This is a genomic window from Erythrobacter litoralis, assembly GCF_029760855.1.
Classification (GTDB): Bacteria; Pseudomonadota; Alphaproteobacteria; order Sphingomonadales; family Sphingomonadaceae; genus Qipengyuania; species Qipengyuania litoralis_A.
In genome coordinates this window covers 118,780-145,778 of record NZ_SOSI01000005.1, presented here as the reverse complement: position 1 = coordinate 145,778, position 26,999 = coordinate 118,780, and the positions used below count along the sequence as shown (strand labels likewise).

At 61.0% G+C, this 26,999-nt stretch carries 24 protein-coding genes and 2 tRNA genes; 5 read left to right on the top strand and 21 right to left on the bottom strand.

Annotation, left to right across the window (positions count from 1 at the left end):
• Window positions 1–48: 48 nt before the first annotated feature.
• On the bottom strand, window positions 49–453 hold the full coding sequence (locus tag E3U23_RS10805) for a PilZ domain-containing protein (RefSeq protein WP_279351275.1): 405 nt from the start codon (window positions 451–453) through the stop codon (window positions 49–51).
• A 136-nt stretch (window positions 454–589) separates the two neighbouring features.
• Window positions 590–1,417: an alpha/beta fold hydrolase gene (locus E3U23_RS10800; RefSeq protein ID WP_279351274.1), complete on the bottom strand. Its 828-nt coding sequence runs from the start codon at window positions 1,415–1,417 to the stop codon at window positions 590–592.
• A 158-nt stretch (window positions 1,418–1,575) separates the two neighbouring features.
• On the opposite strand from E3U23_RS10800, the gene E3U23_RS10795 reads away from it, so the two are divergent.
• From E3U23_RS10795 to E3U23_RS10780, 4 genes are all read left to right on the top strand, one after another.
• Window positions 1,576–2,823: a putative DNA modification/repair radical SAM protein gene (locus tag E3U23_RS10795; protein ID WP_279351273.1), complete on the top strand. Its 1,248-nt coding sequence runs from the start codon at window positions 1,576–1,578 to the stop codon at window positions 2,821–2,823.
• Window positions 2,820–4,277: a UdgX family uracil-DNA binding protein gene (locus E3U23_RS10790; RefSeq protein WP_279351272.1), complete on the top strand. Its 1,458-nt coding sequence runs from the start codon at window positions 2,820–2,822 to the stop codon at window positions 4,275–4,277. Before E3U23_RS10795 ends, E3U23_RS10790 begins: the two co-directional genes overlap by 4 nt.
• A gap of 98 nt (window positions 4,278–4,375) precedes the next feature.
• Complete coding sequence (locus tag E3U23_RS10785) at window positions 4,376–7,930, top strand: error-prone DNA polymerase (RefSeq protein ID WP_279351271.1); 3,555 nt, start codon at window positions 4,376–4,378, stop codon at window positions 7,928–7,930.
• 2 nt (window positions 7,931–7,932) lie between these two features.
• The gene (locus tag E3U23_RS10780) at window positions 7,933–8,673 is read left to right on the top strand and encodes an extensin family protein (RefSeq protein WP_279351270.1); all 741 of its coding nucleotides are present in this window, start codon (window positions 7,933–7,935) and stop codon (window positions 8,671–8,673) included.
• On the opposite strand, the gene E3U23_RS10775 is transcribed toward E3U23_RS10780, so the two are convergent.
• The 12 genes from E3U23_RS10775 to recJ all read right to left on the bottom strand — a co-directional run bounded on the left by E3U23_RS10775 (window position 8,670) and on the right by recJ (window position 20,138).
• A complete protein-coding gene (locus E3U23_RS10775; RefSeq protein WP_279351269.1) occupies window positions 8,670–9,209 on the bottom strand; it encodes a hypothetical protein in 540 nt (179 codons plus the stop codon). The genes E3U23_RS10780 and E3U23_RS10775 overlap by 4 nt on opposite strands.
• Window positions 9,210–9,327: 118 nt before the next feature.
• Complete coding sequence (gene phoB / locus E3U23_RS10770; protein WP_279351268.1) at window positions 9,328–10,017, bottom strand: phosphate regulon transcriptional regulator PhoB; 690 nt, start codon at window positions 10,015–10,017, stop codon at window positions 9,328–9,330.
• A gap of 67 nt (window positions 10,018–10,084) precedes the next feature.
• Entirely contained in the window at window positions 10,085–10,756 is a 672-nt protein-coding gene (gene phoU / locus E3U23_RS10765) for a phosphate signaling complex protein PhoU (protein WP_279351267.1), read from the bottom strand.
• Window positions 10,756–11,502, bottom strand: coding sequence for a phosphate ABC transporter ATP-binding protein PstB (pstB, locus tag E3U23_RS10760; RefSeq protein WP_279351425.1), 747 nt, complete (start codon window positions 11,500–11,502; stop codon window positions 10,756–10,758). Before pstB ends, phoU begins: the two co-directional genes overlap by 1 nt.
• Window positions 11,503–11,540: 38 nt before the next feature.
• Complete coding sequence (gene pstA, locus E3U23_RS10755; RefSeq protein ID WP_279351266.1) at window positions 11,541–12,791, bottom strand: phosphate ABC transporter permease PstA; 1,251 nt, start codon at window positions 12,789–12,791, stop codon at window positions 11,541–11,543.
• Window positions 12,784–14,169 carry a phosphate ABC transporter permease subunit PstC gene (gene pstC, locus E3U23_RS10750; RefSeq protein ID WP_279351265.1) on the bottom strand — a complete coding sequence of 462 codons (1,386 nt, stop codon included), beginning with the start codon at window positions 14,167–14,169 and terminating at the stop codon, window positions 12,784–12,786. The genes pstA and pstC overlap by 8 nt, the downstream gene beginning before the upstream one ends.
• A 21-nt stretch (window positions 14,170–14,190) precedes the next feature.
• Window positions 14,191–15,228 carry a substrate-binding domain-containing protein gene (locus tag E3U23_RS10745; RefSeq protein ID WP_279351264.1) on the bottom strand — a complete coding sequence of 346 codons (1,038 nt, stop codon included), beginning with the start codon at window positions 15,226–15,228 and terminating at the stop codon, window positions 14,191–14,193.
• A gap of 72 nt (window positions 15,229–15,300) precedes the next feature.
• Complete coding sequence (locus E3U23_RS10740; RefSeq protein WP_279351263.1) at window positions 15,301–16,725, bottom strand: OprO/OprP family phosphate-selective porin; 1,425 nt, start codon at window positions 16,723–16,725, stop codon at window positions 15,301–15,303.
• A 110-nt stretch (window positions 16,726–16,835) separates the two neighbouring features.
• Window positions 16,836–17,822 carry a sensor histidine kinase gene (locus E3U23_RS10735; RefSeq protein ID WP_279351262.1) on the bottom strand — a complete coding sequence of 329 codons (987 nt, stop codon included), beginning with the start codon at window positions 17,820–17,822 and terminating at the stop codon, window positions 16,836–16,838.
• Between the two features lie 247 nt (window positions 17,823–18,069).
• A tRNA-Glu gene (locus tag E3U23_RS10730) sits at window positions 18,070–18,144 on the bottom strand.
• A gap of 38 nt (window positions 18,145–18,182) precedes the next feature.
• A tRNA-Glu gene (locus E3U23_RS10725) sits at window positions 18,183–18,257 on the bottom strand.
• Window positions 18,258–18,350: 93 nt separating this feature from the next.
• Window positions 18,351–20,138, bottom strand: a complete 1,788-nt coding sequence (recJ, locus tag E3U23_RS10720) for a single-stranded-DNA-specific exonuclease RecJ (RefSeq protein ID WP_279351261.1) — start codon at window positions 20,136–20,138, stop codon at window positions 18,351–18,353.
• 80 nt (window positions 20,139–20,218) lie between these two features.
• Between recJ and E3U23_RS10715 the strand changes: the two genes are divergently transcribed.
• Window positions 20,219–20,704, top strand: a complete 486-nt coding sequence (locus E3U23_RS10715; RefSeq protein ID WP_279351424.1) for a flavodoxin family protein — start codon at window positions 20,219–20,221, stop codon at window positions 20,702–20,704.
• Between the two features lie 57 nt (window positions 20,705–20,761).
• Here the strand turns inward: E3U23_RS10715 and E3U23_RS10710 are convergent, their stop codons facing one another.
• From E3U23_RS10710 to E3U23_RS10680, 7 genes are all read right to left on the bottom strand, one after another.
• Window positions 20,762–21,724, bottom strand: coding sequence for an NAD(P)H-dependent flavin oxidoreductase (locus E3U23_RS10710; protein WP_279351260.1), 963 nt, complete (start codon window positions 21,722–21,724; stop codon window positions 20,762–20,764).
• An 82-nt stretch (window positions 21,725–21,806) separates the two neighbouring features.
• A complete protein-coding gene (locus E3U23_RS10705; protein ID WP_279351259.1) occupies window positions 21,807–22,865 on the bottom strand; it encodes an amidohydrolase family protein in 1,059 nt (352 codons plus the stop codon).
• 33 nt (window positions 22,866–22,898) lie between these two features.
• The gene (locus E3U23_RS10700) at window positions 22,899–24,140 is read right to left on the bottom strand and encodes a cyclopropane-fatty-acyl-phospholipid synthase (protein WP_279351258.1); all 1,242 of its coding nucleotides are present in this window, start codon (window positions 24,138–24,140) and stop codon (window positions 22,899–22,901) included.
• 39 nt (window positions 24,141–24,179) lie between these two features.
• Window positions 24,180–24,917: a molybdopterin-dependent oxidoreductase gene (locus tag E3U23_RS10695; protein ID WP_279351257.1), complete on the bottom strand. Its 738-nt coding sequence runs from the start codon at window positions 24,915–24,917 to the stop codon at window positions 24,180–24,182.
• Entirely contained in the window at window positions 24,907–25,578 is a 672-nt protein-coding gene (locus E3U23_RS10690) for a cytochrome b/b6 domain-containing protein (RefSeq protein ID WP_279351256.1), read from the bottom strand. The genes E3U23_RS10695 and E3U23_RS10690 overlap by 11 nt, the downstream gene beginning before the upstream one ends.
• A complete protein-coding gene (locus E3U23_RS10685) occupies window positions 25,575–26,339 on the bottom strand; it encodes an SDR family oxidoreductase (protein WP_279351255.1) in 765 nt (254 codons plus the stop codon). Before E3U23_RS10685 ends, E3U23_RS10690 begins: the two co-directional genes overlap by 4 nt.
• A gap of 117 nt (window positions 26,340–26,456) precedes the next feature.
• Complete coding sequence (locus tag E3U23_RS10680; protein ID WP_279351254.1) at window positions 26,457–26,900, bottom strand: glycine zipper 2TM domain-containing protein; 444 nt, start codon at window positions 26,898–26,900, stop codon at window positions 26,457–26,459.
• Window positions 26,901–26,999: the final 99 nt, after the last annotated feature.

The following is a 26,999-nucleotide window of genomic DNA, read 5'->3' as shown; positions in this document are numbered from 1 at the left end:
TCGCCTTTTTTCGGAGAACATCTCAAGCAGGCAGCAGCCGAATAAACATCACTCAGGCACGAACACGGTCCGCCGCCCGCGTTTCTGCCCCATCGGAATCTTTCCGAAGTTCGCGACCGGCCCCTGCGGCGGGTCGGCGGCTGCGGCGCCAACGGTTTTATCGACTACGGAATGGGGAATGGGCCGTTCGAACACCACGCCGCAGCCGTGTTCGTTCGCCCATACGATCTTGCCGAAATATTCGTGATTGTTCCATTCGAGAAGGCCGGAGACGCCTTCGCATGGCGGATCTGTCGTATCGAAGCGGGCACCCGCTTCCGAAAGGTCGGTCAGTCTGCCGTGCTTGTCGCCGCCAAGCATCTTGAGCCGGGCGGGGCAATCTACGCTGCGGCGCTTGGCCATACGCCGTTCGGGCATGTCGACCACTGCCGTCTTTCTGCGAAAAAGCGCCACGCTTGCCCTCCTTTTGGGAAGGCAGGATCGATGTCTTCTGCTTAATTTGGCCTAAAGGAACAAAGTTAATCGCGATCTCGCGATATGAGTAAGAGGCGGGGTCCCAAACCCCGCCGCTCCATTCCGTACGCTCGGGTCAGTTCGCCGAGAAGAACTTTACCAAGTCGTCAGCCAACCGCTCGGTTTGCGTGGCAAAGACCGCGTGGGGCTCGCCGTCATATTCGATCAGTTTCGCCGCCGGGACGGCTTTCGCCACGGCTCTACCGGTCGCGTCGATCGGGACCGTCTTGTCCTGCGTACCGTGGATGACCAGCGTGGGTACCGTGAAGCTGGGCAAGTCTGGGCGGAAATCGGTAGTCGCGAACGCTTGGGCGGATTTCATCGTCGCCCATTTCGCACTCATCATCGTGGTCATCCATGCCCAATCCTTTTCCTCGTCGGTGACCTTGTCCTTGATCCAGCCGTCGCCGTAGAAATCCTGGAAGAAGCCGGTGAAGAAGTGGCGGTAATCGTGCTTCATGCCTTCGGTCATTTCGTCGAAAGTCGATTGCGGCACGCCATCGGGATTATCGTCGGTCTTGAGCATATAGGGCACGACCGAGCTTACCAATGCGACTGCATTCACGCCTTTGCCGCCATGCCGATTGAGGTAGCGCGCGATTTCACCGCCGCCCATCGAAAAGCCGGCGAGGCCGATATTGTCGGCCAAGTCGAGATGGGAGATGAGGTCGGCAAGATCATCGCTGAATGTATCGTAATCGTAACCCGTCTTCGCATGGTCGGACCGGCCGAACCCGCGACGATCGTAGGCAATGGCGCGCATGCCCTTATCGGCCAGCGCCATCATCACAGAGTCCCAACTATCGCTCGACAACGGCCAGCCATGAATGAGGATGACCGGGCGGCCTTCGCCGAGTTCCTTGTAACGAATATTGGTCCCGTCGCGCGTTTCGAAATACGACATTGAAGCTCCTAAATTATTGTTTAGTTTCATTTCTCCAACCGCAAAACATCCGGTTATGTTCCCCTTTCAAAGGATCTTGCTCGTTAAACGAGGTGGACGGAGACGACAGCGCGAGGAAAGTCCTAGGCAAATCCGACTAGAGAACATATATCGAACGAATGGCTTCGCAGACCGTTCTTCAAAAGCTGGAAATTCTCGCGGACGCGGCGAAATATGATGCATCCTGTGCGTCGTCCGGCACGTCGAAGAAAAGTTCGCTGGGGTCGGAAAAGGGCATCGGTTCAACCGAAGGAATGGGCATCTGCCACGCCTATGCTCCGGATGGTCGATGCATCTCGCTTCTAAAAATCTTGCTGACCAATCATTGCATTTTCGATTGCCACTACTGCGTGAACCGCAAGAGCTCGAACGTGCAACGCGCCCGGTTCACGCCGCAGGAGGTGGTCGACCTCACGCTTGCCTTCTATCGCCGCAATTATATCGAGGGGCTGTTTCTCTCTTCGGGCATCGTCAAAAGCTCGAACCACACGATGGAGCAGATCGTCGAGGTCGCGCGTATCCTGCGCGAAGAGCACGATTTTCGTGGCTACATACATTTGAAGACTATTCCAGAAGCCGATGCCGAGATCGTGCATCAGGCAGGACTCTACGCCGACCGGGTTTCGATCAATGTTGAACTGCCGACCGATGCCGGGCTGACACGTCTCGCGCCTGACAAGGATGCGCGCCAGATTGAAGGTGCAATGGGCAAGGTGAAGGACGATCTTTCTGAAGCGAAGGATGCGAAGAAGCGCTTTCGCCATGCGCCGCGGTTTGCGCCCGCCGGACAGTCGACGCAAATGATTGTTGGCGCCGATGCCGCCACCGATGCGGACATCGTTGGCAAGGCCAGCCGCTTGTATGACAATTTCCGCTTGCGCCGCGTTTATTACAGCGCCTTCTCGCCGATCCCCGATGCAAGCGCGGTGCTGCCCCTCAAACGCCCGCCGCTCATCCGCGAGCACCGGCTCTACCAGTCCGACTGGCTGATGCGCTTCTATGGGTACAAGCCGGGCGAAGTGATGCAGGCGACCGAGGCGGACGGCAATCTGCCGCTCGACATCGATCCCAAGCTTGCGTGGGCGCTGAAGTTTCGTGAGCAGTTTCCGATCGACGTGAACCGCGCGACGAAAGAGCAATTGCTCCGCGTTCCGGGGCTTGGGGTGAAGGCGGTGCAGAAGATCCTCGCGAGCCGGCGGCATCGCACCTTGCGGCTCGACGATGTAGCAAAGCTGACGCTGTCGATTACCAAGGTTCGCCCGTTCATCGTGACGACCGACTGGCGACCTGTTCTCCTCACCGACCGCGCCGATCTGCGCACCATGCTCGCACCCAAAACCGAGCAACTGGAACTGTTCGCGGCATGAGGGAAGCGCGCACGCTCCAGAACGTGAAGCTCGGTACCTATTACGTCGTGCAACTGCCCGAGCCGGACGATTTCGGCTTCTGGCGCGAGCGGGCGCGGGCGCTGGTACAATGCGAGGTTCCGCCCGACCGGGTCGCTTGGGTCGAACCCGGCGGTAATGGCGACCTGTTCGCGCACGGTGAGCGCCGCGCTCCCGTGCCGCCGCCCGACGCGCGCGAGGTGCGGGCGAACAAGCGCTTCATGTCCTTGGCCAAGAACGCAGCGCTGCATTCCGATCCCGACCGGTTCGCGCTGCTCTATCGTCTGCTGTGGCGCATCCAGTCGAACCCGCGGATGATGGAGGACAAGGCCGATCCCGATGTACGCAGGATCGAGGAACTGGACAAGAACGTCCGCCGCGACAGTCACAAGATGCACGCCTTCGTCCGCTTCCGGCTCGTCGAACCGGAGGAAGGCGATGATGAGGCGCCGCAGGAGCAGTACGTCGCGTGGTTCGAGCCGGAGCATCACATTCTGCGCGCCAATGCCGGTTTCTTCATGCGGCGCTTTTCCAATATGCACTGGTCGATCCTGACGCCGCGCGGATCTCTACATTGGGATACCGAGACTATGCGTGAAGGCCCGCCTGCTCAGCGCAGTGACGCGCCCGGCGGCGATCCGATGGAGGAGCTGTGGCGCAGCTATTATGCATCCATCTTCAACCCGGCGCGTTTGAAGATCGGGGCGATGCTGAAGGAAATGCCCCGCAAATACTGGAAGAACATGCCCGAAGCCGCGCTCATTCCCGAGCTGGTGGCGGGCGCGCAAAAGCGGGAGAGCGCAATGGTCGAAGCAGGAACGCTCGAATTCGAGGAACGCCCGGAAACGCTTGAGGCGATCGACAAGGCGATCCACGCCTGCCGCAAATGCCCCATCGGCGAGCTCGACAACCAGGCGGTGATGGGTGAGGGGCCGCGCGATGCCGCGCTCATGATAGTGGGCGAACAGCCGGGCGATCAGGAGGATCAGCAGGGCCGCCCGTTCGTGGGGCCGGCTGGGCAATTGCTCGATACGCATCTGGAAAAGGTCGGGATCGACCGGCGCAGCGCCTACGTCACCAATACGGTCAAGCATTTCAAATATGTCCAGCGCGGCAAGCGGCGACTGCATCAGTCGCCCGGCGCGAAGGAGATCGATACCTGCCGCTGGTGGATCGAAAGCGAGCGAGCAATTGTGCAGCCCAAGCTGATCCTCGCCATGGGCGCGAGTGCGGCGCGCGGCATGCTCGGCAAGACGGTGAGCATCTCGAAGGTTCGCGGCGAGCCGATCGCGCTGGAGGATGGCAGCGAGCTATGGGTGACGGCGCACCCCTCGTATCTCCTGCGCCTCGACGGGGCCGCGCGCGAGGAACAGTCGCGCCTGTTCGACGCCGACCTTTCCGCCGTGAAGGAGCGGTTGGAGGAGTTGGCGCAATGAATATCGTCATCTCAGCGAAAGCAGGGATCCGGTGCGTCCATGCCGGACATTGCTGCACGAGATCTCAGCTTTCGCCGGAATGACGCAATGGTGCGTGTGTGCCTGAAAACGACCTTCAGATACCCAAGCGGCGGATCGAGCTTGATCCAGACCTGATCGACGCGCCGCCCCGCGCGCCCTTCGTCGAACTCGGCCTCGTCAGCTGTTTCAGTTTCCTGCGCGGGGCGAGCGATGCTGTCGACCTCGTGCTGGCCGCGCGCGCGCTCGGCTACGATGCGTTGGGTATTGCCGACGCCAACACGATGGCCGGCGTGGTGCGTGTGCATACCGAGGCGAAAACGCTCAAGCTCAAACCCTGCATCGGCTGCCGGATCGAGACGGTCGAGGGGCTGGCTTTCCTCGCCTACCCGGAGAGCCGCGCCGCCTATGGCCGGCTCTGCAAGCTTATCTCGGCCGGGCGGATGCGCGATCTCGACGGCAAGTGGCAGGAGAAGGGCGAATGTGACATCAGCCTCGCCATGCTCGCGCGTCATGCAAAAGGCGTGCAGCTTATCCTGATCCCGCCGCGCGACCTGGATACGGAGTTCACCATCACGGTGCCGAGCAATGTCGTCGCCATTGACGGTTCGCATCAGGAGAATGCGGCTAAGGAACAGTTGGAACTGACTGGCGATGTTGCGACCATCCTCCCCCGACTTACCGCCCAACTGCCCACCCTCAAACACATCGCCGCCGCTTATCTCTACACCGATAGCGACGTTGCCCGGATCACCCGGCTCGACGCTCTCGCGCGCGAAAACGGTTTCTCAATCCTCGCCACCAACGACGTGCATTACGCCGCACCGAACAAGCGCCCGCTGCAGGACGTTATGACGGCGATCCGACACAAGACCACCGTCGCGCATGCCGGTCATCTGCTTCACGGCAATGCCGAGCGTTACCTGAAACCGCCCGAGACGATGGTTCGGCTATTCGAGCGCTGGCCTCATGCCATCGCCGCCGCGCGCGAAGTGGCCGATGCCTGCGACTTCAGCCTCGACGAGCTGAAATACGAATACCCCGAAGAGCTTTACCCCGGCGGGATGGAGCCGCAGGAGTTCCTGGAAAGCGAGACGTGGAAAGGCGCCGAGTGGCGGTATCCGGCGGGCGTTCCCGATAGCGTGACCGAGACCCTGCACAAGGAACTCTCGCTCATCGGCAAGATGGACCTTGCGCGCTATTTCCTCACCATCAAGGACATCGTCGATTTCGCGCGCCACAAGGTCGAACCGCCGATCCTGTGCCAGGGGCGGGGCAGCGCGGCCAATTCGGCGGTCTGCTATTGCCTTGGCATCACCAATGTCGATCCCTCGCAGCACCAGCTGTTGTTCGACCGGTTCATATCCGAAGACCGCAAGGAGCCGCCCGATATCGACGTCGACTTCGAGCACGAGCGGCGCGAGGAGGTGATCCAGTATCTCTATCGCAAATACGGCCGGCACCGCGCCGGGCTGTGCGCCACGGTGATCCATTACCGTCCGCGCATGGCGATCCGCGAAGTGGGCAAGGCGATGGGGCTGACCGAAGACGTCACCGCCGCGCTCGCGAAAACCGTATGGGGCGGGTGGGGCCGCGAAATCAGCGAGCGCCATGCCGCAGAAACCGGCATGAATGTGGAAGACCCGCACTTGCGCCGCGTTCTCAAGCTGACCGAGCAGATGATCGGCATGCCGCGCCACCTCAGCCAGCATGTCGGCGGGTTCATCCTCACCGAGGGTGCGCTGACCGAGACGGTGCCGGTCGGCAACGGCGCCATGCCCGAACGCAGTTTCATCGAATGGGATAAGGACGATATCGAGGCGCTGGGCATCCTCAAGGTCGATGTGCTGGCGCTCGGCATGCTCACCTGCATCCGCAAATGCCTCGACCTGCTGGACGAGCATCATGGCCGCACGCTGACCCTCGCCAATGTCCCGCGCGAGGATCCCGAAACTTACGCCATGCTGCGCACCGGCGATTCGCTCGGCGTGTTCCAGGTGGAAAGCCGCGCGCAGATGAACATGCTGCCGCGCCTGCGCCCTCGCCAGTTCTACGACCTCGTGATCCAGGTCGCGATCGTGCGGCCCGGCCCGATCCAAGGCGACATGGTGCACCCCTATCTCAAGCGCCGGCGTGGCGCGGAGCAGGTAGTGATCCCTGCGCCCAGTCCCGAACACGGCCCGCCCGACGAGCTGTCGAATATTCTCGGGCGGACGCTGGGCGTGCCGATCTTCCAGGAGCAGGCGATGAAGGTCGCGCTCGATGCGGCGAAGTTCTCCTCAAAGGAAGCGAACCGGTTGCGCAAGGCGATGGCGACCTTCCGCAGCCGCGGCATGGTCGACGAATTACAGGACATGATGGTGGAGCGGATGGTCGGCCGAGGCTATGACCGGGAGTTCTCGCAGCGCTGCTTCAACCAGATCCGCGGCTTCGGCGAATACGGTTTCCCCGAGAGCCATGCGGCCAGTTTTGCGCATCTGGTGTATGTCTCGAGCTGGCTCAAATGCCATTTCCCGGCGGCGTTCGGCTGCTCGCTGCTGAATTCGCAGCCCATGGGGTTCTATGCGCCCGCGCAGATCGTGCGTGATGCGGCAGAGCATGGGGTCGCCGTGCTGCCGCCGGACGTGAACATCTCGCAATGGGATTGCACTTTGGAGGAGGTTGGCGAAGCCAAATCGCCGGAGAGAGATACAGGCCGCCTCGACAAGCATATCGCCCTGCGTCTCGGCCTGCGGCAGATCGACGGAATGCCCGAAGCGGTCGCGGCACAACTTCTGGCAGAGCGCGATGCCAACGGGCCTTATCGTGATGTGCGGGCCCTGCGTGACCGGGCGCGGATCGGGCCGGCGCATGTCGAGCGGCTCGCCAGCGCGGATGCGTTCGGTTCTATCGGCCTTTCCCGCAGGCAGGCGCTGTGGGATGCGCGCAGCTTGGTCGGCGGGCCGGACCTGCCGCTTTTCGCCCATGCCGCCGCGCGGGACGAGGGGGCGGAAAAGGCGCGCACCGCCCTGCCGCACATGCCGCTTTCCGAGGAGGTTGTCGCCGATTACCAGACAACGCGCTTAAGCCTGAAGGCGCATCCGATGGCCTTCCTGCGCGCCGATCTGGCCGAGCGGGGCTTCGTCCGCGCTTGCGACTTACGCGCGAAGAAGTTTCGCAGCATGGTCCACGTTGCAGGCGTGGTGTTGATCCGGCAGCGGCCCGGCAGCGCCAAGGGCGTGTGCTTCATCACGCTTGAAGACGAGACGGGCGTCATCAATCTCGTCGTCTGGCCGGATCTGAAGGAAAAGCAGCGCCGGGTGGTGATGGGCGCCCGATTGATGGAAGTGCGCGGACGGGTGGAGTACGACGACGAGGTCATCCATGTGATTGCCCACCACATGACCGATGCGACGCAGGAACTGCACAAGCTTTCGGACGAGATGCTGAAAGCGCCTGTAGCCAGAGCCGACCACGTCACTTCGCCCTTGCCCGACAAGTTCAATCCGCGTGACGATCTGCGCGAGGGGGCGGACGATCCCTATCGCCCGGTCGAACCGTGGCAGGAGCCTTCGCCGCACAGCAAGGAATGCGGGTGGCATGGCGGCCATCCGCGCGACGTGAGGATCATTCCCAAGTCGCGCGACTTTCATTAGCGATGGCGAAGAACGACCGGATTTTCCGTATATCGAAGCGTATCGGCCGGTTCAGTCTGGACCGGCGGGTGATTGTCATCCTAATCCTCGCCGCGCTGTTTGTGGCGGGGCGTGCCTATGTCGCCGAACACCCGGAAGACAATCCTGCGGCCCCACTCGATCTCAACGATCCGAAAGGATGGGCAACTCAAACCAAGATCATGTCCCTTCGAGACGACGTGCCCGAATGCCGCGCCGTGCTGGAGCGCAGCGGCGTGGCCTTCACCGCGCTCGATCCGGCGGGCGAAGGCGAGTGTGCCCGGCCTGACCGCCTCCGGCTGGGCGACTACCCGCTCACGCCGTCGCGTCCGCCGATGACCTGCCCGGTCGCAGTCGGCCTCGAATTATGGCAGCGCGACACGCTCGAACCCTTGGCGCAGGAGATCTTCGGCAGCGCCATCGCCGAGGTCCAGCATCTAGGTGTCTATTCCTGCCGCCGCCTCTACGGCCGCGGATCCGGCGCCTGGAGCGAACATGCCACGGGCAATGCGATCGATATCGCCGGTTTCCGCCTTGAGGACGGAACCAGCATCAACGTTCTCGGCGATTGGGACGGTGAGGGCGACAAAGCCCGTTTTCTTCGCGAGGCGCGCGACGGAGCATGCGATGCCTTTGCCACGACGCTATCGCCCGATTACAACGCCGCCCATGCAGACCATTTCCACCTGGACATGGATGGTCGCTGGTCGAGCGTCTGCCGTTAAAGATCGGCGAGCGGAGGCTCGCTGGTACGTTCAAGAACGAGGATAAAAGGCCCGTTCGTGAGAAGCAGCGTATTCAGTCCGATGATCGAAAGTTCAGGGTCGCCGTGCAGTACGCGCAAGGCATCCCATTCGACCGGCGCGGTTTCCAACGGATAAGAGATGCCGGGGAGGGCGGGGCAACCGGTCGAGGCATTCGGCAGGGTGTCGTCGCGCAGTTTGCGCAACCGTCCTTCCTCGTCCACCCTGAAGGCAAAGTCGTATAGCGGACATTCGGAGAAACTTGCGACCGCATTGCCGAAAGTAACATCGCCCGGAACTCCGTTCAAGCTGCGCACGACGATCCGCTGGACACCGTCCTTCGCGATCTCCACCATGCGCCAATTACCGTCGAGATAATCCTCCACCGATAGCGGCGCATCGCTGATCGGTTCGGCACGCTTGCGATAGGACGGGTCGTCGAAGATTGACCCGGTTGCCGGGCGATCGGGAAGTGCCGGCGGGCCTCCCTTCCGAAGGGCACCGGCGGATGTCAGCACAACGGCCGCGACCAGAAGGGCCGTGCAGAACAGCGAAAGGCAAACCGAAAACAATTTGCCGAAAATGTCGCCTACTCCGGAAGCATCGCCGCGATGACGCGGCTTGTTCGAAGCTACATTATGCAGGCTCGATCGAATAGCCCGCGCTGCGAACGGTGCGGATCGGATCGTCCGCCCCGTTGATCTCGATCGCCTTGCGAAGCCGGCGGATATGAACGTCGACCGTACGCAGCTCGATATCGCTTTCCGTGCCCCAGACACCATCGAGCAACTGGTTGCGGCTGAAGACCCGACCGGGGCTTTCCATGAAAAACTTGAGCATCCGGTACTCGGTCGGGCCGAGCCGCATGGTCTGTCCGCGCCGCGTGACCCGGTGGGCGACGGGATCAAGCGACAGATCGCCGACCTCGATCGTCTCGCCCGCGAGAACCGGCCGGATGCGTCGCATGACCGCCGCGACCCGGGCGAGGAGTTCGCGCGGGCTGAATGGCTTGGTCAGATAATCGTCGGCACCGGTTTCCAAGCCGCGCACTCGATCATCTTCGGTTTCGCGTGCCGTTAGCATTATGATCGGCACGTGGGCCGTAGCCTTGTCGCGGCGCAGACGGCGGCAGACTTCGATCCCGCTCGTGCCTTCGATCATCCAGTCGAGAATGACGAGATCGGGCGTATCCTCGCTGGCGAACAGCAAGGCTTCGTCACCGTCCGGCGTCGTTCGAACCGAATAGCCTTCGTTGACGAACCGATACTCGAGAAGTTCGGCAAGTGCCGGATCGTCTTCTACCAAAAGCAATTTAGCCGGCTTCACGCGTGCGCCTTTCTGTTACCCTGAAGGTAATTTCCGACTGGTATGACAACTAGGCTACGGTTTTGTGTCAGCCGTCTTCGTCGATGGGATAGTTTCCGGTCGCTGCAAAATGGACCATTTCGGCGACATTCGTAGCGTGGTCGCCAATACGCTCGAGATTACGCGCGACGAACAAAAGCTGTGCCGCACTCGAAATGGTAGCCGGATTTTCAACCATGTGGCTGACGAGATTGCGGAAGATCGAATTGTAGAACGCATCGACCTTCTCGTCGGTCGCAATGACTTCTCGTGCGAGCTCGGGATCACGTGCGGCATATGCCGTAAGCACATCGTGCACCATTTCACTGGCAACTTCCGCCATGGCGGGAAGCAGTGTTAACGGTTCGAAGCGTTTGCGGTTGTCGCCAATCTGCTGGCTCGCCTTGGCGATATTCTTCGAATAATCGCCGATCCGCTCGACCACACCCGCGATCTTCAGAGCAGCGATGACTTCACGCAAGTCGTCCGCCATGGGGGCGCGTAGTGCGATGATCCGCACCGCCAGTTTGTCGATCTCGCTTTCGAGGGCGTCGATCTTCTTATCGGCCTTAACGACTTTTTTCGCGAGCGCGTTGTCGCCTCGAACGAGAGCGTCCAGTGCTTCTTGAATTGCGACTTCGGCCAATCCGCCCATTTCCGCGATCAAACCGCGAAGGCGCGTGATGTCCTCGTCGAACGCTTTAACAGTATGTTCCTGCATCACCCGTACCGCCCCGTAATGTAGTCCTGCGTCTTTTGCTCTTTCGGGTTGGTAAAGATATCCGAAGTTCTTCCGTACTCCACGATTTTTCCCAGATGGAAGAACGCGGTGCGCTGGCTGACGCGGGCCGCCTGCTGCATCGAATGCGTGACGATCACGATGGCGTAGCGCCCGTGTAGCTCGCTGATGAGTTCCTCGATCTTCGCCGTCGCGATGGGATCGAGCGCGGAACAGGGCTCGTCCATCAGGATCACTTCGGGATCGACGGCGATGGCACGCGCGATGCACAAGCGCTGTTGCTGCCCGCCCGAAAGCGCCGTGCCGCTATCGTCCAGCCGATCCTTCACCTCGTTCCAAAGCCCGGCCCGGGTAAGCGAACGCTCGACGATCTCATCCAATTCGGTCTTGCCATCTGCCAGACCGTGAATCTTTGGACCGTAAGCGATGTTCTCATAGATCGATTTCGGGAAAGGATTGGGCTTCTGGAAAACCATGCCGACACGTGCCCTCAATTGCACGACATCGAGTTTGGGATTGTAGATATTCTGCCCGTCAAGTTCGATCTCTCCTTCGACCCGGGCGGATGCGATCGTATCGTTCATGCGGTTCATCGTCCGCAAGAACGTCGATTTTCCGCAGCCGGAGGGGCCGATGAATGCGGTCACATAGTCGGTCGGAATGTCGATCGAGACTTCGTCGATCGCTTTCTTCGAACCGTAATAGACCGAGACATCACGCGCACTCATTTTCGCGTCGGTCTGTTCCAAATTGTCGTGAACTAGGGTCACCACTTTTTCTCGAATTTGTTGCGCAGGTAAATTGCGAGGCCGTTCATCACCAGCAGGAAGATCAATAGCACGATGATGGCGGCGCTGGTCCGCTCGACGAAACCGCGATCGATCTCGTCGGACCAGAGGAAGATTTGCACCGGTAGCACGGTTGCAGGCGAAGTGAAATCGGCGGGCGGGGTCGCCACGAAGGCGCGCATGCCGATCATCAGCAAGGGAGCCGTTTCGCCAAGCGCGCGAGCCATGCCGATGATGGTGCCGGTCAGAATGCCGGGCAAGGCCAAGGGAAGCACGTGGTGGAATACGACTTGCACCGGGCTGGCTCCGATCGCCAGCGCACCATCGCGAATGCTGGGCGGTACCGCTTTGATCGCATTGCGGCCCGAGATGACGATGACCGGCATGGTCATGAGGGCGAGCGTCAACCCACCGATGATGGGGGCGGAGCGCAGGTTGGGAAACAGGCCGAGGAATACGGCAAGGCCCAACAGCCCGAAAATAATCGAAGGGACCGCAGCAAGGTTATTGATCGAAACTTCGATAATGTCGGTCCAGCGGTTCTTGGGAGCGTACTCTTCGAGATAGAGAGCTGCTAACACGCCGATCGGAAAGGCGAGCGCGAGGGTCACGGCCATCGTAAGAATTGAGCCCTTCAACGCACTCCAAATGCCGACCTGTCCAGGGTCAGTCGCATCCGAACGAGCGAGAAATCCGCCGTCGAAGCGCTTCGAGAGATCGCCGCTCTGTTCGAGTTCCGACGCGAGCGCACGCATTTCTTGCGAACCCTCGTCGTTGAGGCCCGAAGCGAGGTCGGCGGAGGCGGGCAACCAGAACGTTTCTTGACCTCGCAGGATTTGCGGATCGGCATAGATCGCCGCTGCGACGTCGCGCCATGCTTGCTGGCTTACCTCCCGCGCAGCATCAGGCCCTAACGCCTCGCCTGCGAAGTATTCCACGGTAGCAGGCAAGCCTTGCGCTTCGAGCGCGCGGGTCGCCTCGGCAGCACTTGGGAGGGTCGGGTCGAGGGAAAGCCCGGCTTGCGTGAAATCGATCGGGACGCGCACTTCGGCGCGCTGGAACCCGCCGAGCCCGTTCGACAACATTGTACCGAGCAGGAACAGCAGCACCGCCACCGAAAAAACGATGGCCGCCATGCCGAGGAACTTGAACCGTTTCTCTGCGGCATACCGCTTCGCCAAGCGCTTCTCGAACGCGGCCGTGCGCATCTGGTTGGGAGCGTTACTCATAAGCTTCGCGATACCGTTTCACGACGCGCAGGGCGAAGAAGTTGAGCGCCAGCGTTACCAGAAAGAGGACGAAACCGAGCGCGAAGGCACTCAGAGTGGCAGGATGGTCGAAGCTGCCTTCGCCGGTGAGCATCGCGACGATCTGCACCGTGACGGTCGTCATCGATTCCAAGGGATTGCCTGTCAGGTTGGCAGCAGTCGATGCAGCCATGACCACGATCATCGTTTCGCCAATCGCACGGCTGATGGCGAGCATGACGCCCGCTACAATTCCGGGAAGGGCCGCCGGCACGAGCACGCGGCTGATCGTTTCGTTTGTCGTTGCGCCCATTGCCAGGCTGCCGTCCCGCATCGCCTGGGGAACGGCAGCGATGGAGTCGTCGGCCATCGAAGAGACGAAGGGGATGATCATCACGCCCATTACAAGTCCCGCGGCTAACGCGCTCTCGCTCGAGGGGTTCGAAACACCCATAGCGGCCGCGGCATCCCGGATAGCAGGAGCGATCGTCAAAGCTGCGAAATAGCCGTACACGACCGTCGGTACACCAGCGAGTACCTCGAGCGCAGGCTTGATCCATGCGCGCAGCTTCGGATTGGCGTATTGCGTCAGATAGATCGCGCTCATCAATCCGAGCGGGATTGCAACGATCATTGCGATAATCGCACCGATGTAGATCGTGCCCCAGAAGAGCGGAATTGCTCCGTAGCGGTCGCTTTGCGGATTGTCCGGATTGGCCATCGGGTCGGGCGACCAGTGCGTTCCGAACAGGAAGTCCAGCGGACTGACCATGCCAAAGAAGCGAACCGTTTCGAAGATCAGGCTGGCGAATATTCCGACGGTAGTGAGGATCGCTACGAGCGACGCCACCAGAAGGATGGCCATCACGATCCGCTCTACCCGATTGCGCGCGGCGAAATCGGGCTTCAACCGAAGAAACGCAAAGGCGCCGCCCGCAAAAGCGATCAACAAAGTGACTATGAGTCCGATGATGGAATAGCGCTGTATCGCACTTCGATAGGGCTGGACCAAACCTTCGGCAGCGGGATTGAAAACGCCCATGGCATTGCCCGTGGCAACGGCGCGGGCTTCATTCAGAATATTGGTCCGCTCGAAGCCGAATGCGGGGAGGCTCGATGCCTCCGGCGTTCCCAAGACCGATTGGGTGATCAGTCCCGGAGCAATGGCTGTCCAAACAAGCGCAAACGCCAAGGTCGGAATTACTATCCAGAGCGCGACATACCACGCGTGGTAATTCGGCAAGCTCCCAAGCCTGCCATCGTCGCTCTGCCGCCGAAAGGCCCAGGCGCGGGCTCTGGCGGCAAGCCAGCCCGCCAAACCCAGGCCGAGCGCAAGTAGAAGAAGTATCGTGGCCGACATAGCGCGTTCCGCAAAGGGAACCTACTGCAACTGCGAACCGTCGAGCGTGGTATATTGCGTGGCAGCCTCGGCGCTGGCCGCCGCCGCCTCGGGCGGGGAAGCAACGAGGCCGATACTGGCAAGGCGGCCGCCTTTTTCCCACATCTTCGGCCATTGCGCGAGATACTGCTTCAGGCCGGGTATCGCGTTGATGTGCGTTTTCTTCACATACATGTAAAGCGGACGCGCACCTGGATATTCGAAGCTCGCGATGTTGTCGTAAGTCGGCTCGACGCCGTTCATCCGCAAGCCGCTGAGCCGGTCTAGATTTTCTTCGAGGTAGGAATAACCGAATATCCCGACCGAGTTCGGATTGCTCTCGATTTTCTGGACGATAAGATTGTCCTGTTCGCCTTGATCGACATAAGCGCCATCGGAACGAACTTCGGTGCAGACCCGATCGTACTGATCCTCGTCAGACGCCTCCAACGCTTCCATTTCGGAATTGGTGGCGCAGCCTGGCTCCAGCACAAGTTCCTTCAGTGCGTCGCGTGTACCGGAGGTCGAGGGCGGACCGTAAACCAGAATGGGCAGGTCCGGCAGCGACGGGTCGACATCGCTCCAATTCTCGGCGGTCTGAGGCTCGCCATAAGGGTTGGCGGCAAGCGCTTCGTATACGATCTTCGGCGTCAGGTTCATGGAGATTCCGTTATTCGCCGCTGCGAACGCGATCCCATCGAGGCCAACCTGAATTTCCACGATGTCGTTCACGCCATTGGCCTGGCAGGTGGCGAATTCGCTGGCCTTCATCCGACGCGAGGCATTGGCAATGTCAGGCGTATTCGGGCCCTGACCTTCACAGAAGCTGGCGATACCCGCACCCGAACCGATCGCTTCGATCACGGGAGATTTGAATTCGGGATAATCCCGGCTGAAACTCTCCGAAACCGCTTTGGCAAAGGGGTACACGGTCGAGGACCCGACGGCTCGGATGAAGTCGCGCGAGCCCGACCCGTCGCCGCATGCCGCCAAAGTTAGCGCTGCCGCGCCGACAAGCGAAATGCTCAATACCGCTTTCATGTGTAGTTTCCCTTCCATCTGCGAGCGCCAGTATGACTGGATTGTTACGGATTAAAGGCTTGTCACGAAGCTCTAGAAATCGACCTGCGCGCGAACACCGAGGCTGTCGACGCCGTAATCGGAATTACCGTTTTCATCCGGAAGCACGGCATCTGTGTAATCCGTCCGCCCGTAAGTCAGCAACAGGCGCGTGTAATCGGTCGGAGTCCAGATTAGGGAGAATTGGTAGGCATTTTGGATGCCTCCGAAAATGTTCAAGTCGTTGAGGTCGAGATAATCGTAGCGCGCTGCAACCTGCACCGCGCCGATCCCCCCTTCACCGATCTCTCTCACCGGTCTTACCCGATCGAATAATCCTTCTTTATAACCGCGCGTGTCGTTCGGCGTGAGGAACAAGCCCGTTTCGAGATACCCACCGAAGAAGGTCGGATCTGTCAGTTCACCAGGACGCTCCACCGTCTGCCAATGGGTTTCGCCGGCCGCGTGGAAAGGTCCGGCAATCAGGGCCGTCTCCAATCCGATACCGAATTCGCGCTCCGCTTCGATTTCCTTCGTATCGATTAGTCGAGTCGCCGTGAAACGCACAAGTGGACGCTGACGATACCTCACCGACCCATCGCCTTCGACACCCGTCAAATGGAGAGAGCCGCCAAGGTGGAACTGCGTATCTCCAAACTTCGGGATCCAAACGGCGCGACCATCGAAACTGTAATTTTTGCTCGGCAAATCTGCCGAATTGTCGCTAAACGCGCCGCCTTGGAAAAGCAGGTCGCCTTTTTCGTATTGAATACTCACCCCAAGCCGCCGTTCGAAATTGAATGCGTCCGTAAAGGCAGCCCGTTCGATAAAGCTGGTAAAGCGAGCGCTGGTCAATTCTTCGAGCGACTGAAACGTATTGTGCTGGCCAGCGAGGATCCACAAACCGCCGTCGGAGTAGAACATCAAGGCATCGGTGAGTTCGAGATTGTTCCCAGCGAACTCGACTTCGAACTTGTACCCGAAACCGCCAGGTATCGTGCCTTCTGCACCAAGACGTGCACGGCGAACTTCGCTGCTGAATCCTTCTTCCGCGGCAACGCCATCGGGCAGTGCTACCGCTCCCGCGTCGATGTTCAGCCGACCACGCGGTTTGAAACTCCAACCGCCGGGGTTTTCGATGAGTGGACCGCCTTTAAATGTAACAGTTTCGACCTCAGTGGCGGTAGGCCGGAGTTCCTGTGTGAGCGAAGGAGGGGACCGGGCGATTCGACCCTGACCGGCCGAATTTGCGAGTGGGATCGACGGTACAACCGTCTCGGCATTGCTCGCCACCCGCGCCATTTCGAGTTCGCTCTCCAACGACTCTACGCGCTGAGAAAGCGCTTCGAGTTGCGCCTTCAATTCCGCGATCTCATCAGAGGTCGGGCTATTGTCCGACGGTGTCTGAGCGAAGGCAGGCGTGGAAAGATAAGTTGTAAGTAGCAATGCCCCGCCGATGGCGAATCGTTTGCGAACCATATCGGGCCCAGTCGTCCGTTGGCGAGAGGGTGCGCGATATGACGTTTTTATTGCATTTAAATGACGGTCGCGGCGATCGCATTCACCATTCACCATTCACCATTCACCATTCACTCGTTCAGCGCGAGAGGCAGTCGCACCTTGATCGTCGTGCCGATCCCTCGTTCGCTTTCGATATCCAACTTCCCGCGATGGCGTTCGACGATGTGTTTAACGATCGCCAAGCCCAAACCGGTGCCGCCGGAAGCGCGGCTTCGGCTTGGATCGGTGCGATAGAATCGGCGGGTCAGATGAGGCAGATGCTCCGCAGAGATGCCTTCTCCGCGGTCCTGAACGCAGAGATACACTTTGCGCATTTCATTCGCGGCCAATCGCACGCTTACGGGTTCGCTTGACGAGCCGTACTTGAATGCATTGTCGACGAGATTGCGCACCAACTGTTCGAGCTGTTGCGCATCGCCGCGTACCACGCAGTTCGGCGCGACATCGAGATCGAGACGCTCCGCCCTTTCGGCGCCCGCGCCATCGCGCGCCGCCCGCTCGACGAGACCCGAAAAGTCGATCTCGTCACTCGGCATATCGTGCTTTTCCGCTTCGATACGGGAAAGCGACATCAGATCGCTTACCAGATCCTGCAGGCGTCTGGCCTCACGCTGGATGGTCCCGAGAAACTTGTCGGCGACTTTCGGGTCGAGGTGATCGACATCGTCCCGCAGGGTTTCGACGTAGCCCAGGATCGACGCGAGAGGCGTGCGCAATTCATGGCTGGCATTTGCAACGAAATCCGTGTGCGCGCGCGAGATATCCGCTTCCGCGGTCCGATTGACGAATTCGATGACCGCCATATCGGGGCCAAGCTGCTTACGGTTGACGCGCCAAATATCGCGCCGCCGTGCGAGGCCGCGTACGACGGCTGCCCCATCCGCGTCGTTCTCGAGCAGCTGCACTGCTTCCGGTTGCCGCAACGCCATGCGCGCATCTTGCCCGACAATATGCGTTCCAAGCAGATCGCGCGCTTCGTGATTGGCAATCGTTATCCGTCCGCGCTCCGTAATGACGACCGGCGTCTGCGAATGCTCGATAAGATCGCTCATCATGTCTCGCGACATGGCAGAGCGATCAACGCGTTCTATTGGAGGTGGGGGGCGAATAGCCGCTAGTACGAGAGTCACGGTCCAGAGCAAAAGCACCAGTAGAGCCAAGCCCCATCCGACCCCCTGAAACACCATGCCCAAGCATGTCAGCAGCGCGAAGCCGAAAGCATAGCGAGGAAAGGAAGACCGGTTCACCTCGCCGCGCATAGCGACAGGTTTGTTGCAAATCCATGACATGCAATTTGCGGAGTGGTGACCCCTACGGGAATCGAACCCGTGTTTCAGCCGTGAGAGGGCCGCGTCCTGACCGCTAGACGAAGGGGCCGTTGCCGTGGTTCAGCAAGGAAGGAAAAACGCCACCGATGGTGACCCCTACGGGAATCGAACCCGTGTTTCAGCCGTGAAAGGGCCGCGTCCTAACCGCTAGACGAAGGGGCCAGTCCCGTTGCCGGGTCGGTGGCGTGGCCGGGCACTTAGGCGGGGGCGTGGTAAGCGTCAACCCTGCAATTGCCGATAGACGCCGCCCGAGGTTCAGTCGGCGAAGGCGGCATCTTCCAGATGAAGTTCTGCGGCAGGCGTATGGCCCCAATCGTCGAGCTTGACCCGGCCCGCCAGCCACAGCCGCCGGCCGCGCGAGGCGTTGAGCAATGTCTGGCCCAATTCGCTCTCCGCCGCGCGAAAGGCGATCGCCTTGAAGCTGCGGCCATCTTCGCCTGCTGCTATGATGCGAACATGGTCGGTTCCCACGACGTCGCACTTTACGAGGCGTACCGGTCCCACCGCAAGGCGTGGGCCGGGCCAGCCCATGCCGTAAGGACCTCCGCCATCCAGCGAGGACACGAGATCGGCGGTCATGCCGCCCGGTGCGACCGCGAGATCGAGCAGCATCTCGGCGCTGGCGGAAGCGCGGGCCACGTGACTTTCGAGATGTGCGTCGAGCCAGTCGCCGAACGCCTCCAGTTTGTCGGCGGCAACGGTCAGGCCCGCCGCCATGGCGTGCCCGCCGCCGGCAACGAGCATTCCGTCTTCCCGCGCACGAATGATCGCTGCGCCAAGGTCCACGCCCGCGATCGACCGGCCCGATCCCTTGCCCTGTCCGCTTTCGGCATCGAGGGCGACCACAAGCGAGGGCTTACCGGTCTTTTCCTTGATGCGCCCCGCGACGATTCCGATTACGCCGGGATGCCAGCCGCTGCCCGCCAGGACATGCACGGCGCGGTTGTGCTGGCCTGCAAGCTGGTCTTCCGCTGCCGCCTGAACCTCCGCTTCGATTGCGCGGCGATCCTCGTTGAGGGTCGAAAGCTGCGCAGCGATGGCGCGCGCTTCTTCCGCATCCTGCGTTGTGAGCAACCGCACGCCGAGCGTCGATTCGCCGACGCGGCCGCCCGCATTGATCCGGGGACCCAGCGCGAAACCGAGATCCGAGCATATCGGAGCGCGCTTTAGTCGGCTCGCATCGATCAGGGCTGCCATGCCGATATTATCTCGCCGCGCCATCACCTTGAGCCCCTGCGCCACGAACGCGCGGTTCAACCCGTGCAGCGCGGCAACGTCGGCCACCGTCCCGAGCGCCACCAGATCGAGCAAGACCATCAGGTTGGGCTCCTCCCGGTCTGTGAAGTAGCCGCGCTGACGGAGCACGCGTACTAGAGCAATAGCGAGCAGGAACGCGACGCCCACTGCTGCGAGATGGCCATGCGCAGCGGCAAGATCGTTCTCGTCCAGCCGATTCGGATTGACCAGCGCGGCGGCTTCCGGAAGGTCGGGCGCGCATTTGTGGTGATCGACGACGATGACGTCCACGCCCGCCTCGCGCGCTTGCTTCAAGGCATCGTGTGCCATGGCACCGCAATCGACGGTGACGATGAGACTGCATCCCTGTTCGGCCAAGCGAACCAGAGCCTCGCCGCTTGGGCCGTAGCCTTCCAGCAAACGGTCCGGGATGTAATAGTCGGCCGACACGCCGAGATCGCGCAGCAAACGGATAAGAAGCGCGCTGCTGGTCGCGCCGTCGACGTCGTAATCGCCGTAGATCGTGATCTTTTCTCGCGAGAGAACGGCTTGCGCCAGCCGATCGGCGGCGGCGTCCATATCGTTGAACTCGCTCGGATCGGGCAAGAAGTCCCGCAGGGTGGGCGCGAGATTGCGAGCAAGGTCCGCTTCGGCCACGCCGCGCGACAGCAGCAATTGCCGTACGATCGCATCGCCATTGCCGAGCGAGCCGCCGCCTAGTTCCATGTTGCCCCCACGCCAGCGCCATGCCTTACCGGTGAGCGAACGGGCGACGCCGAAGACGTGATTGAGCGCGGTGGAAGCCATGGGTTTTCTTAGCCTTTGAAATGCCGAGGGGAAAGGCGCGGCATTTGACAATCGACAGCCGGACGGGGGAGGATGGCTGGATGGGCCATCCTCCCCTCCTGATCGCATGGCATAGCCGCACCCGAACTGCCCAGGCGCTTGCCGACGCAGCCGCGCAAGGTGCGGGCAAGCATGCCCGCCTGCTGGATGCCGAGCGGGTCGCGCCCGGAGATTTGCTTGCCGCGCAGGGCTATCTGTTCGTCTGTCCAGAAAATCTCGCCACGATGAGCGGGATGATGAAAGAGATGTTCGACCGCTGCTATTACCCCGTTCTCGGCAAGCTGGAAGGTCGGGCCTATGCGACGATCATAGCCGCCGGATCTGACGGGGAGGGGGCTCAGAATCAAATCGACCGGATCGCCAAGGGTTGGCGCCTTAAGCGGGTGGCGGAACCGATGATCGTGAACACGCAAGCCCAGACGCCGGAAGCGATTTTGGCCGACAAGACCGTGCCCGAAGATCGCTTGGCCGAAGCGCGCAAACTGGGCGAAGCTCTGGCGGAAGGGTTGAGCGCCGGGATCTTCTAAAACATCGGAGACTCAGATCAAACTCCGCCCCCCATACAAAGAGGTTGATCGAAAGTCTTAAGCCGCCCGAAGCGCACCCTTCGCAGCTTCGTATTCCTGTTCGAGCCGCGCGACCATCGCTTCCACCGGAGCGACCTCGCGCACCGTGCCGATGCCCTGGCCCGAACCCCAGATGTCCTTCCAGGCCTTCGCCTTCGTATTGCCGCCGCTACCGAAGTTCATCTTGCTTGGATCGCTTTGCGGCAGGTTATCGGGATCGAGACCGGCATTCTCGATGCTGGAGCGTAGGTAATTTCCGTGCACGCCGGTAAAGAGGTTGGAGTAAACGATCCCGTCCGCATTCCCCTCTACGATACCGTTCTTGTATCCGTCTGCGGCATTGGCTTCCTCGGTCGCGATCCAGGGGGAGCCGATATAGGCGAAGTCCGCGCCGAGTGCCTGCGCCGCGAGGATGGAGCGGCCGTGGCCGATGGAACCGGACAGCGCCACCAGTCCGTCAAACCATTCCCGGATTTCCTGCATCAGGGCGAATGGACTGAGCGTTCCCGCGTGCCCTCCCGCCCCGGCCGCGACCGGGATAAGGCCGTCGGCGCCTTTCTCGATCGCCTTGTGAGCGAACGTGTTGTTGATGACGTCGTGCATCGTGATGCCGCCCCAGCCGCGCACTGCATCGAAGATTTCCTCGCGCGCACCAAGCGAGGTGATGACCAAAGGCACCTGCCATTTGGCGCAGGTCGCCATATCCGCCTCGATCCGGTCGTTGGAGCGGTGGACGATCTGATTGACGGCGAACGGCGCGGCGGGCCGTTCGGGATTGTCACGATTATGCTGCGCCAGCTCTTCTGTGATCCTGTGCAGCCATTCGTCCAGCTCGCTTTGCGGACGCGCGTTCAAGGCAGGGAAACTTCCGACGATGCCGGCCTTGCATTGGGCGATGACCAGTTCCGGACCCGAAACGATGAACAACGGCGAGCCGATCACCGGCAGGCGCAATTTGTCGAACGGGGCGGGCAGGGTCATTGGCAGGCCTTTCAGTTGCGGAATGAAACCATCGTTCGCTATTGGGCGCGCATTCTCTTGTCGAGAGCGGAATGCACGCGGATCAAGGGAGAACGTGCTCGATCCCGTAGGTCTTTGCCGCCGTTCCTGCGAAAAGGGCGCGCTTTTCCGCATCGCTCGCGCCCTTCGCCAGTCTCTTGAAGGTATTCCACAGGACGGGATAGCTTGCCCCCCACCGATCGACCGGATAGTTGGATTCGAACATCGCTCGATCTACGCCGAAAGCTTCGATGCAGGTTTCGATATACGGCTTCCACTGTTCGGCCAGTTCCTCCGACGCGTAACCACTGCCGCCGTGCCGGTCGAACGGCCCCTCTTCCGGCATGCCGCAGAAAGCCATGGCCAGCCCGCCGAGTTTCACGCGAACGTTGGGACAGTCCGCGATCAGGCGAATATTGCTCTGCCACCGCTCGAAATGGTCGGGCAGGGAACCGCGATAGCTTGCGATGTTGAGCGGGGTTCCGCAGTGATCGAGAACGATGGTCTGATCGGGAAACGCACGCGCTAGGTCCAGGACATCGCCGAGCTGCGGCTCCAGCAGCCAGGCATCGAACGTCAGGCCGTACTGACCATAGGCTGCAAAACCTTCGCGAAAGGCGTCGGACCCGTACAGACCTTCAGGCGCATGGAAGGGCGGGCCTAATACGTCCGGGTCGGCATCCCAGGCGGCGGCATGGCGGATGCCCTTGAACCGGCCATTGCCGGCCGCCGTAAGCGCTTCGATCACCGGTGTGACCGCATCGCCGAGCGTCAGGTCGGCATGGCCGATTATAGCGGCGCAGGGCCGGTAATCGCCATAGAGGCCGCTGGCGCCCTGCGCGGCGACTCCGTTCACGAACTCGACCTCGCCGACCGGCTTCATCATATTGCCGCGCGCGGCATCGTAGAAAGCGCCGCACTCCATGAAGACCGTTCCCACGACGTTGTGGCCGGACCGGGTATCGGCGAGCAGTTCGTCGAAGGTGTAATAGGCCGCACCCGCGATCGCTTCGACGAAGTCGTGCCTCGGTTCCGGGAAGGCGGAAAGAAGAGGGCGGAGATCCCACAAGTGATGGTGAGGATCGACGATCGGGAGATCGGGTTCGAGTATCGCTTCGCTCATTCCGGCATCCTCTCTTTGTTCGCTGCGGACAATCTACCTCAGACTTCGCTCCGTTTCCGCCATGTAATCGCGCGAAAGGGGAAGTGTGCGGCGGATGCGGCAGTACTGGATCTGGTAATTGCCCATTCCGCCCCATTCGAAGGCTGCGGTCGCGCCGGCGAGATAGAAGGTCCACATCCGATAGAACCGCTCATCGTACATCGCGATGATTGCCTCACGGTTGGCTTCGCAATTGGCGTACCAGGCGCGCAGCGTTTTCGCGTAGTGCAATCGAAGCGTTTCGACGTCTGTATGGATGAGGCGGTATTTCTCGCTAGCGGCGAGCATTTCGGAGAGCGCGGGGATATAGCCGCCAGGGAAGATATATTTGCGCGTGAACGCATCGGTCGTGCCCGGACCGCCGAACCGTCCAATGGTGTGGACCAGTATGACCCCGTCCGGGCCAAGCAAATTGCCGCAGGTTTCGAAGAACGTGCCGAACTGCGGCCGGCCGACATGTTCGAACATGCCGACGGAGACTATACGGTCGAATGTCTCGCCGCGTTCGGGCAGGTCGCGGTAATCCACCAGTTCGAAGGACACCTTGTCCGCCACGCCCGCTTCCCTTGCGCGTTCGCGGGCGAGGGCGAGTTGCTCCTCGCTGAGCGTGATGCCGAGCACCCGAACGTCGAATTTCTGCGCGAGGAAGATGGCCATTCCACCCCAGCCGCAGCCGATATCGAGCACACGCTGACCCGGCTGGAGGTACAGCTTGGCGGCGATATGCGCCAATTTGGCTTCCTGCGCTTCAGCCAACGTCGTCACGCCTTCCGGCCAGTATCCGCAGCTATATTGCATGTGTTCGGGATCGAGCATCAGGCGGTAGAGGTCGTTGCCGATATCGTAATGATGCGACACGTTGCGCTTCGACCGAATGCGATCATTCAATCCCTCGATACCGAACGCCGCCCTGTTCAGCAGCCGCTTGCCGAGCTTCGGGCCGCGTAGTTCGCCGCCTTTATCCCAAGGCTGGTTGGCGCGCAGGAGGTAGATGAGGTCAATGATCCCGCCGCGCTCCATATTGAGGCGACCGTCCATGAACGCTTCCGCGGCACCGAGGCGCGGGTCGATCAGAATATCGCGCGGAACTTCGTCGTCGGAGAAAGAGATCGCGACATCCGGAAAGTCTTCGTCGAAAGCACCGAATGCGTCGATCGACCCGTCGGCGTAGACAACTTCCAGTGTGCCGCGCTTCACGATGGAACGCAGAAAATTTGAAAGTACGTTTCTATTCATGCCGCGGCGCTAGGCGCTCGGAGGACGCTAAATCAAGCCTCAGATACCGGCATACCATTGGTAGCCCGATCGATCCTCCCAGTACCCTCCGCCGCCCGCACCGATATCGTCGAGACTGGAGACGGCTTCGATACCGGTCAGATACTTCGCGTGCTTGTAACCCAATTGACGTTCGATCCGCATGCGTAGAGGCGCGCCGTTGCGCACGGGCAGCGGTTCTCCGTTCAGCATATGCGCAACGATGGTTTGTGGATGAAAGGCATCGACCAGATCGACGCTCTCGTAATAATCGGAACCGGAGAGATTGTCGAAGCAGCGGAACACGATGAACCGCGCGTCGTCCTGCAAGCCGGCGGCCTCAAGCAGGATGGAGAGTTGCGGGCCGGCCCACTCGCCGATCGCGCTCCACCCTTCCACGCAATCGTGCCGGGTGATCTGGGTACGTTGCGGCAGGCGCCGGATATTTTCGAGCGTGAGAGACAGCGGATTGTCGACCAGTCCACGGACCTCCAGCCTCCAGTCGGCAAAACCGTTCGACTGCATTGCGGGATAGGCACCGCCCGGTTCAGTCGTACCGTTACCGCGAAAGAAGGGCGAAATGTCGGCGCGGGAATATTCCCGAACCAGCGCATCGGGGGGATTGAGAAACCGCTGGGCGCTTTTGTGCCAGCTTTCTGCCGCATCGAGCAAACGCGCGGCGGGTTTGCTATCCGCCACGCGGTTGCATCCCGCGACGAAGGCAGCGCCGGCTGCGACAAGAAAATTCCTACGCCTCATCGCTTTGCCTCCCCGTGATCATGCCACGCAACAGCTTGAACGGGCCGGCCAGCATCACCAGCGTGACATGCAGGATGAGAAAGCCAAGGATCGAGAAGGCGAAGATGAAATGGAAGCTGCGCGCCGATTGCCGCCCGCCGAACAGATCGACCACCCAGCCGAAGCTCGGTTCCATCCCCGGACTGATCGAAATGCCGGTGAACACCATGCCCGGCAGCAAGATGCCGAACACGATGGCGTAGGTCAGCTTCTGAAGGAAGTTGTACTTTCCCGAACCGTGATCGAAATCGAGGCGCAGATGCGCTTTCACGTCCTTCGCGATGTTGTGCGGCGCCCATTCCGTGCGCCGCGTCAGGATGTCGCGGAAGAAGTGGCCGTTCGCCAGCATCGCGATCCAGATAAAAAGGAGGGCCAGCGCAAAAGGCCAGGCCATCAGGATATGCCAGTCGCGTGCGACGGCGAGGCTGTAATAGCCGGGAACCGTCATCCAGTCCGGAAAGCGCGGCACCATCAGCCACGCCTGGCCGGGCGCGAAGCCCCATTCGCCCCAATAGAGGCGAGGGTGAGCGTTCGATATCGTCAGGCCGGACATGAACATCACTACGACGCAGACGAGGTTCGTCCAATGCCACAGGCGAGTTGAAAGGGCGTGTCGTTTCATGCGCGCACATCCTCGCGTGCGAGATAGATGACGTCGCGCGGCTGGTCGCAAAGGTGCTGACCGGAATCGACGTAAAGCGTCTGACCGCTTTCAAACAGCCCACCGGCGAGAAAGAGGCAGGCATCGGCGACTTCGCGGGCGTGGGTTCGGCGGCCCAGCAGGTTCATGCGGTGGGATATCTCGGCCTCGGCCTCGCTCTGATCATGGCTGGGCAGGATGGCACCGGGGGCGACGCCATAGACCCGGTCGTCCGGTCTTGCCGCCCCCATAGCCAGCATCCGGATCGTCGCATCGACGGCGTGTTTGCTCATCGTGTAACTGAAGAAATCGGGGTTGGGGTTTTGCAGCTTCTGATCCGTAATCTGGATTACGCACCTGCCGCCGTCGGCTTTGGCATGGGCAAGGTACGATTGCGCAAGGATAGCAGATGCACGCGCATTCACCTGCATTGCCGCGCGGTTGGTATCGTCGTCGAGCGCGGTTACGTCATCGGGTTCGAAGACCGCGGCGGAATTGATCAGCGCGCGCCAATCGGGAAGGGCTTCGGCAAGCTGCTTCACCATGGAGCGGACCTCGTCGCTATTCGCCAGATCGCACTGTACGGTTTCCGCACTCGGCAATTCCTCGGCCAGCGTTTCTGCCGCGTCTTGCGACGTTCCGTAATGGATGACCACAAGCCATCCCGCTTCGGCAAAGCGGCGTACGATGGCAGCGCCGACCCGCTTGGCTCCACCCGTCACGAGGACTGCTGGTCTGCTCAAGGGTGTTCCGCCGCGTGCATTGCAGGGTCTTAAACGCCAAGCGGATTTGCATGCAATGAACGAAGCGGAGAAAAAGCCGCCATCCCGGAGGACGGCGGCTTCAGTTTCTTATCGGTTTTAGCGGCAGTTCAGGCTACCGCGATCGATCTCGCGGCCGACGACACCGCCGAGAACACCGCCGAGAATGGCACCCAGTGTGCGGTTGCCGCTGCCTGCGATCTCATGGCCAGCGAGGGCGCCGACGCCCGCACCGATAACCAGTCCGGTCGTTCCGTTGTCGCGGCGGCAATAATACCGGCCGTCGTTCCCGCGCCACATATAGTTGTTTCGCGTAATGCGGCGCGGCTCGTAATACCTTCCACGATCGTCGTAGATGCGGCGCGCCTGGCGGCGCTCGTAGCGCCGTTCCTGCCTACGCTCGTAACGTCGTTCGGCACGATCATGTGCGCGTTTACCGTGCGCGGGTGCCCAGCGGGGCGGATCGGCGAGGGCCGGGGCGGCGGTCCCGATCCCGGTCAGAGCCAAGGCGCCTGCTGCGAATGCGATTGCGAACTTCTTCATCGTATCGTCCCTTCATCTGAACATGGAGCTCACAATCACGGATTTCGTTCATAGATCCCCAACCGGAGATTAACAAAGCGTATCGAAGCTTCATTTACG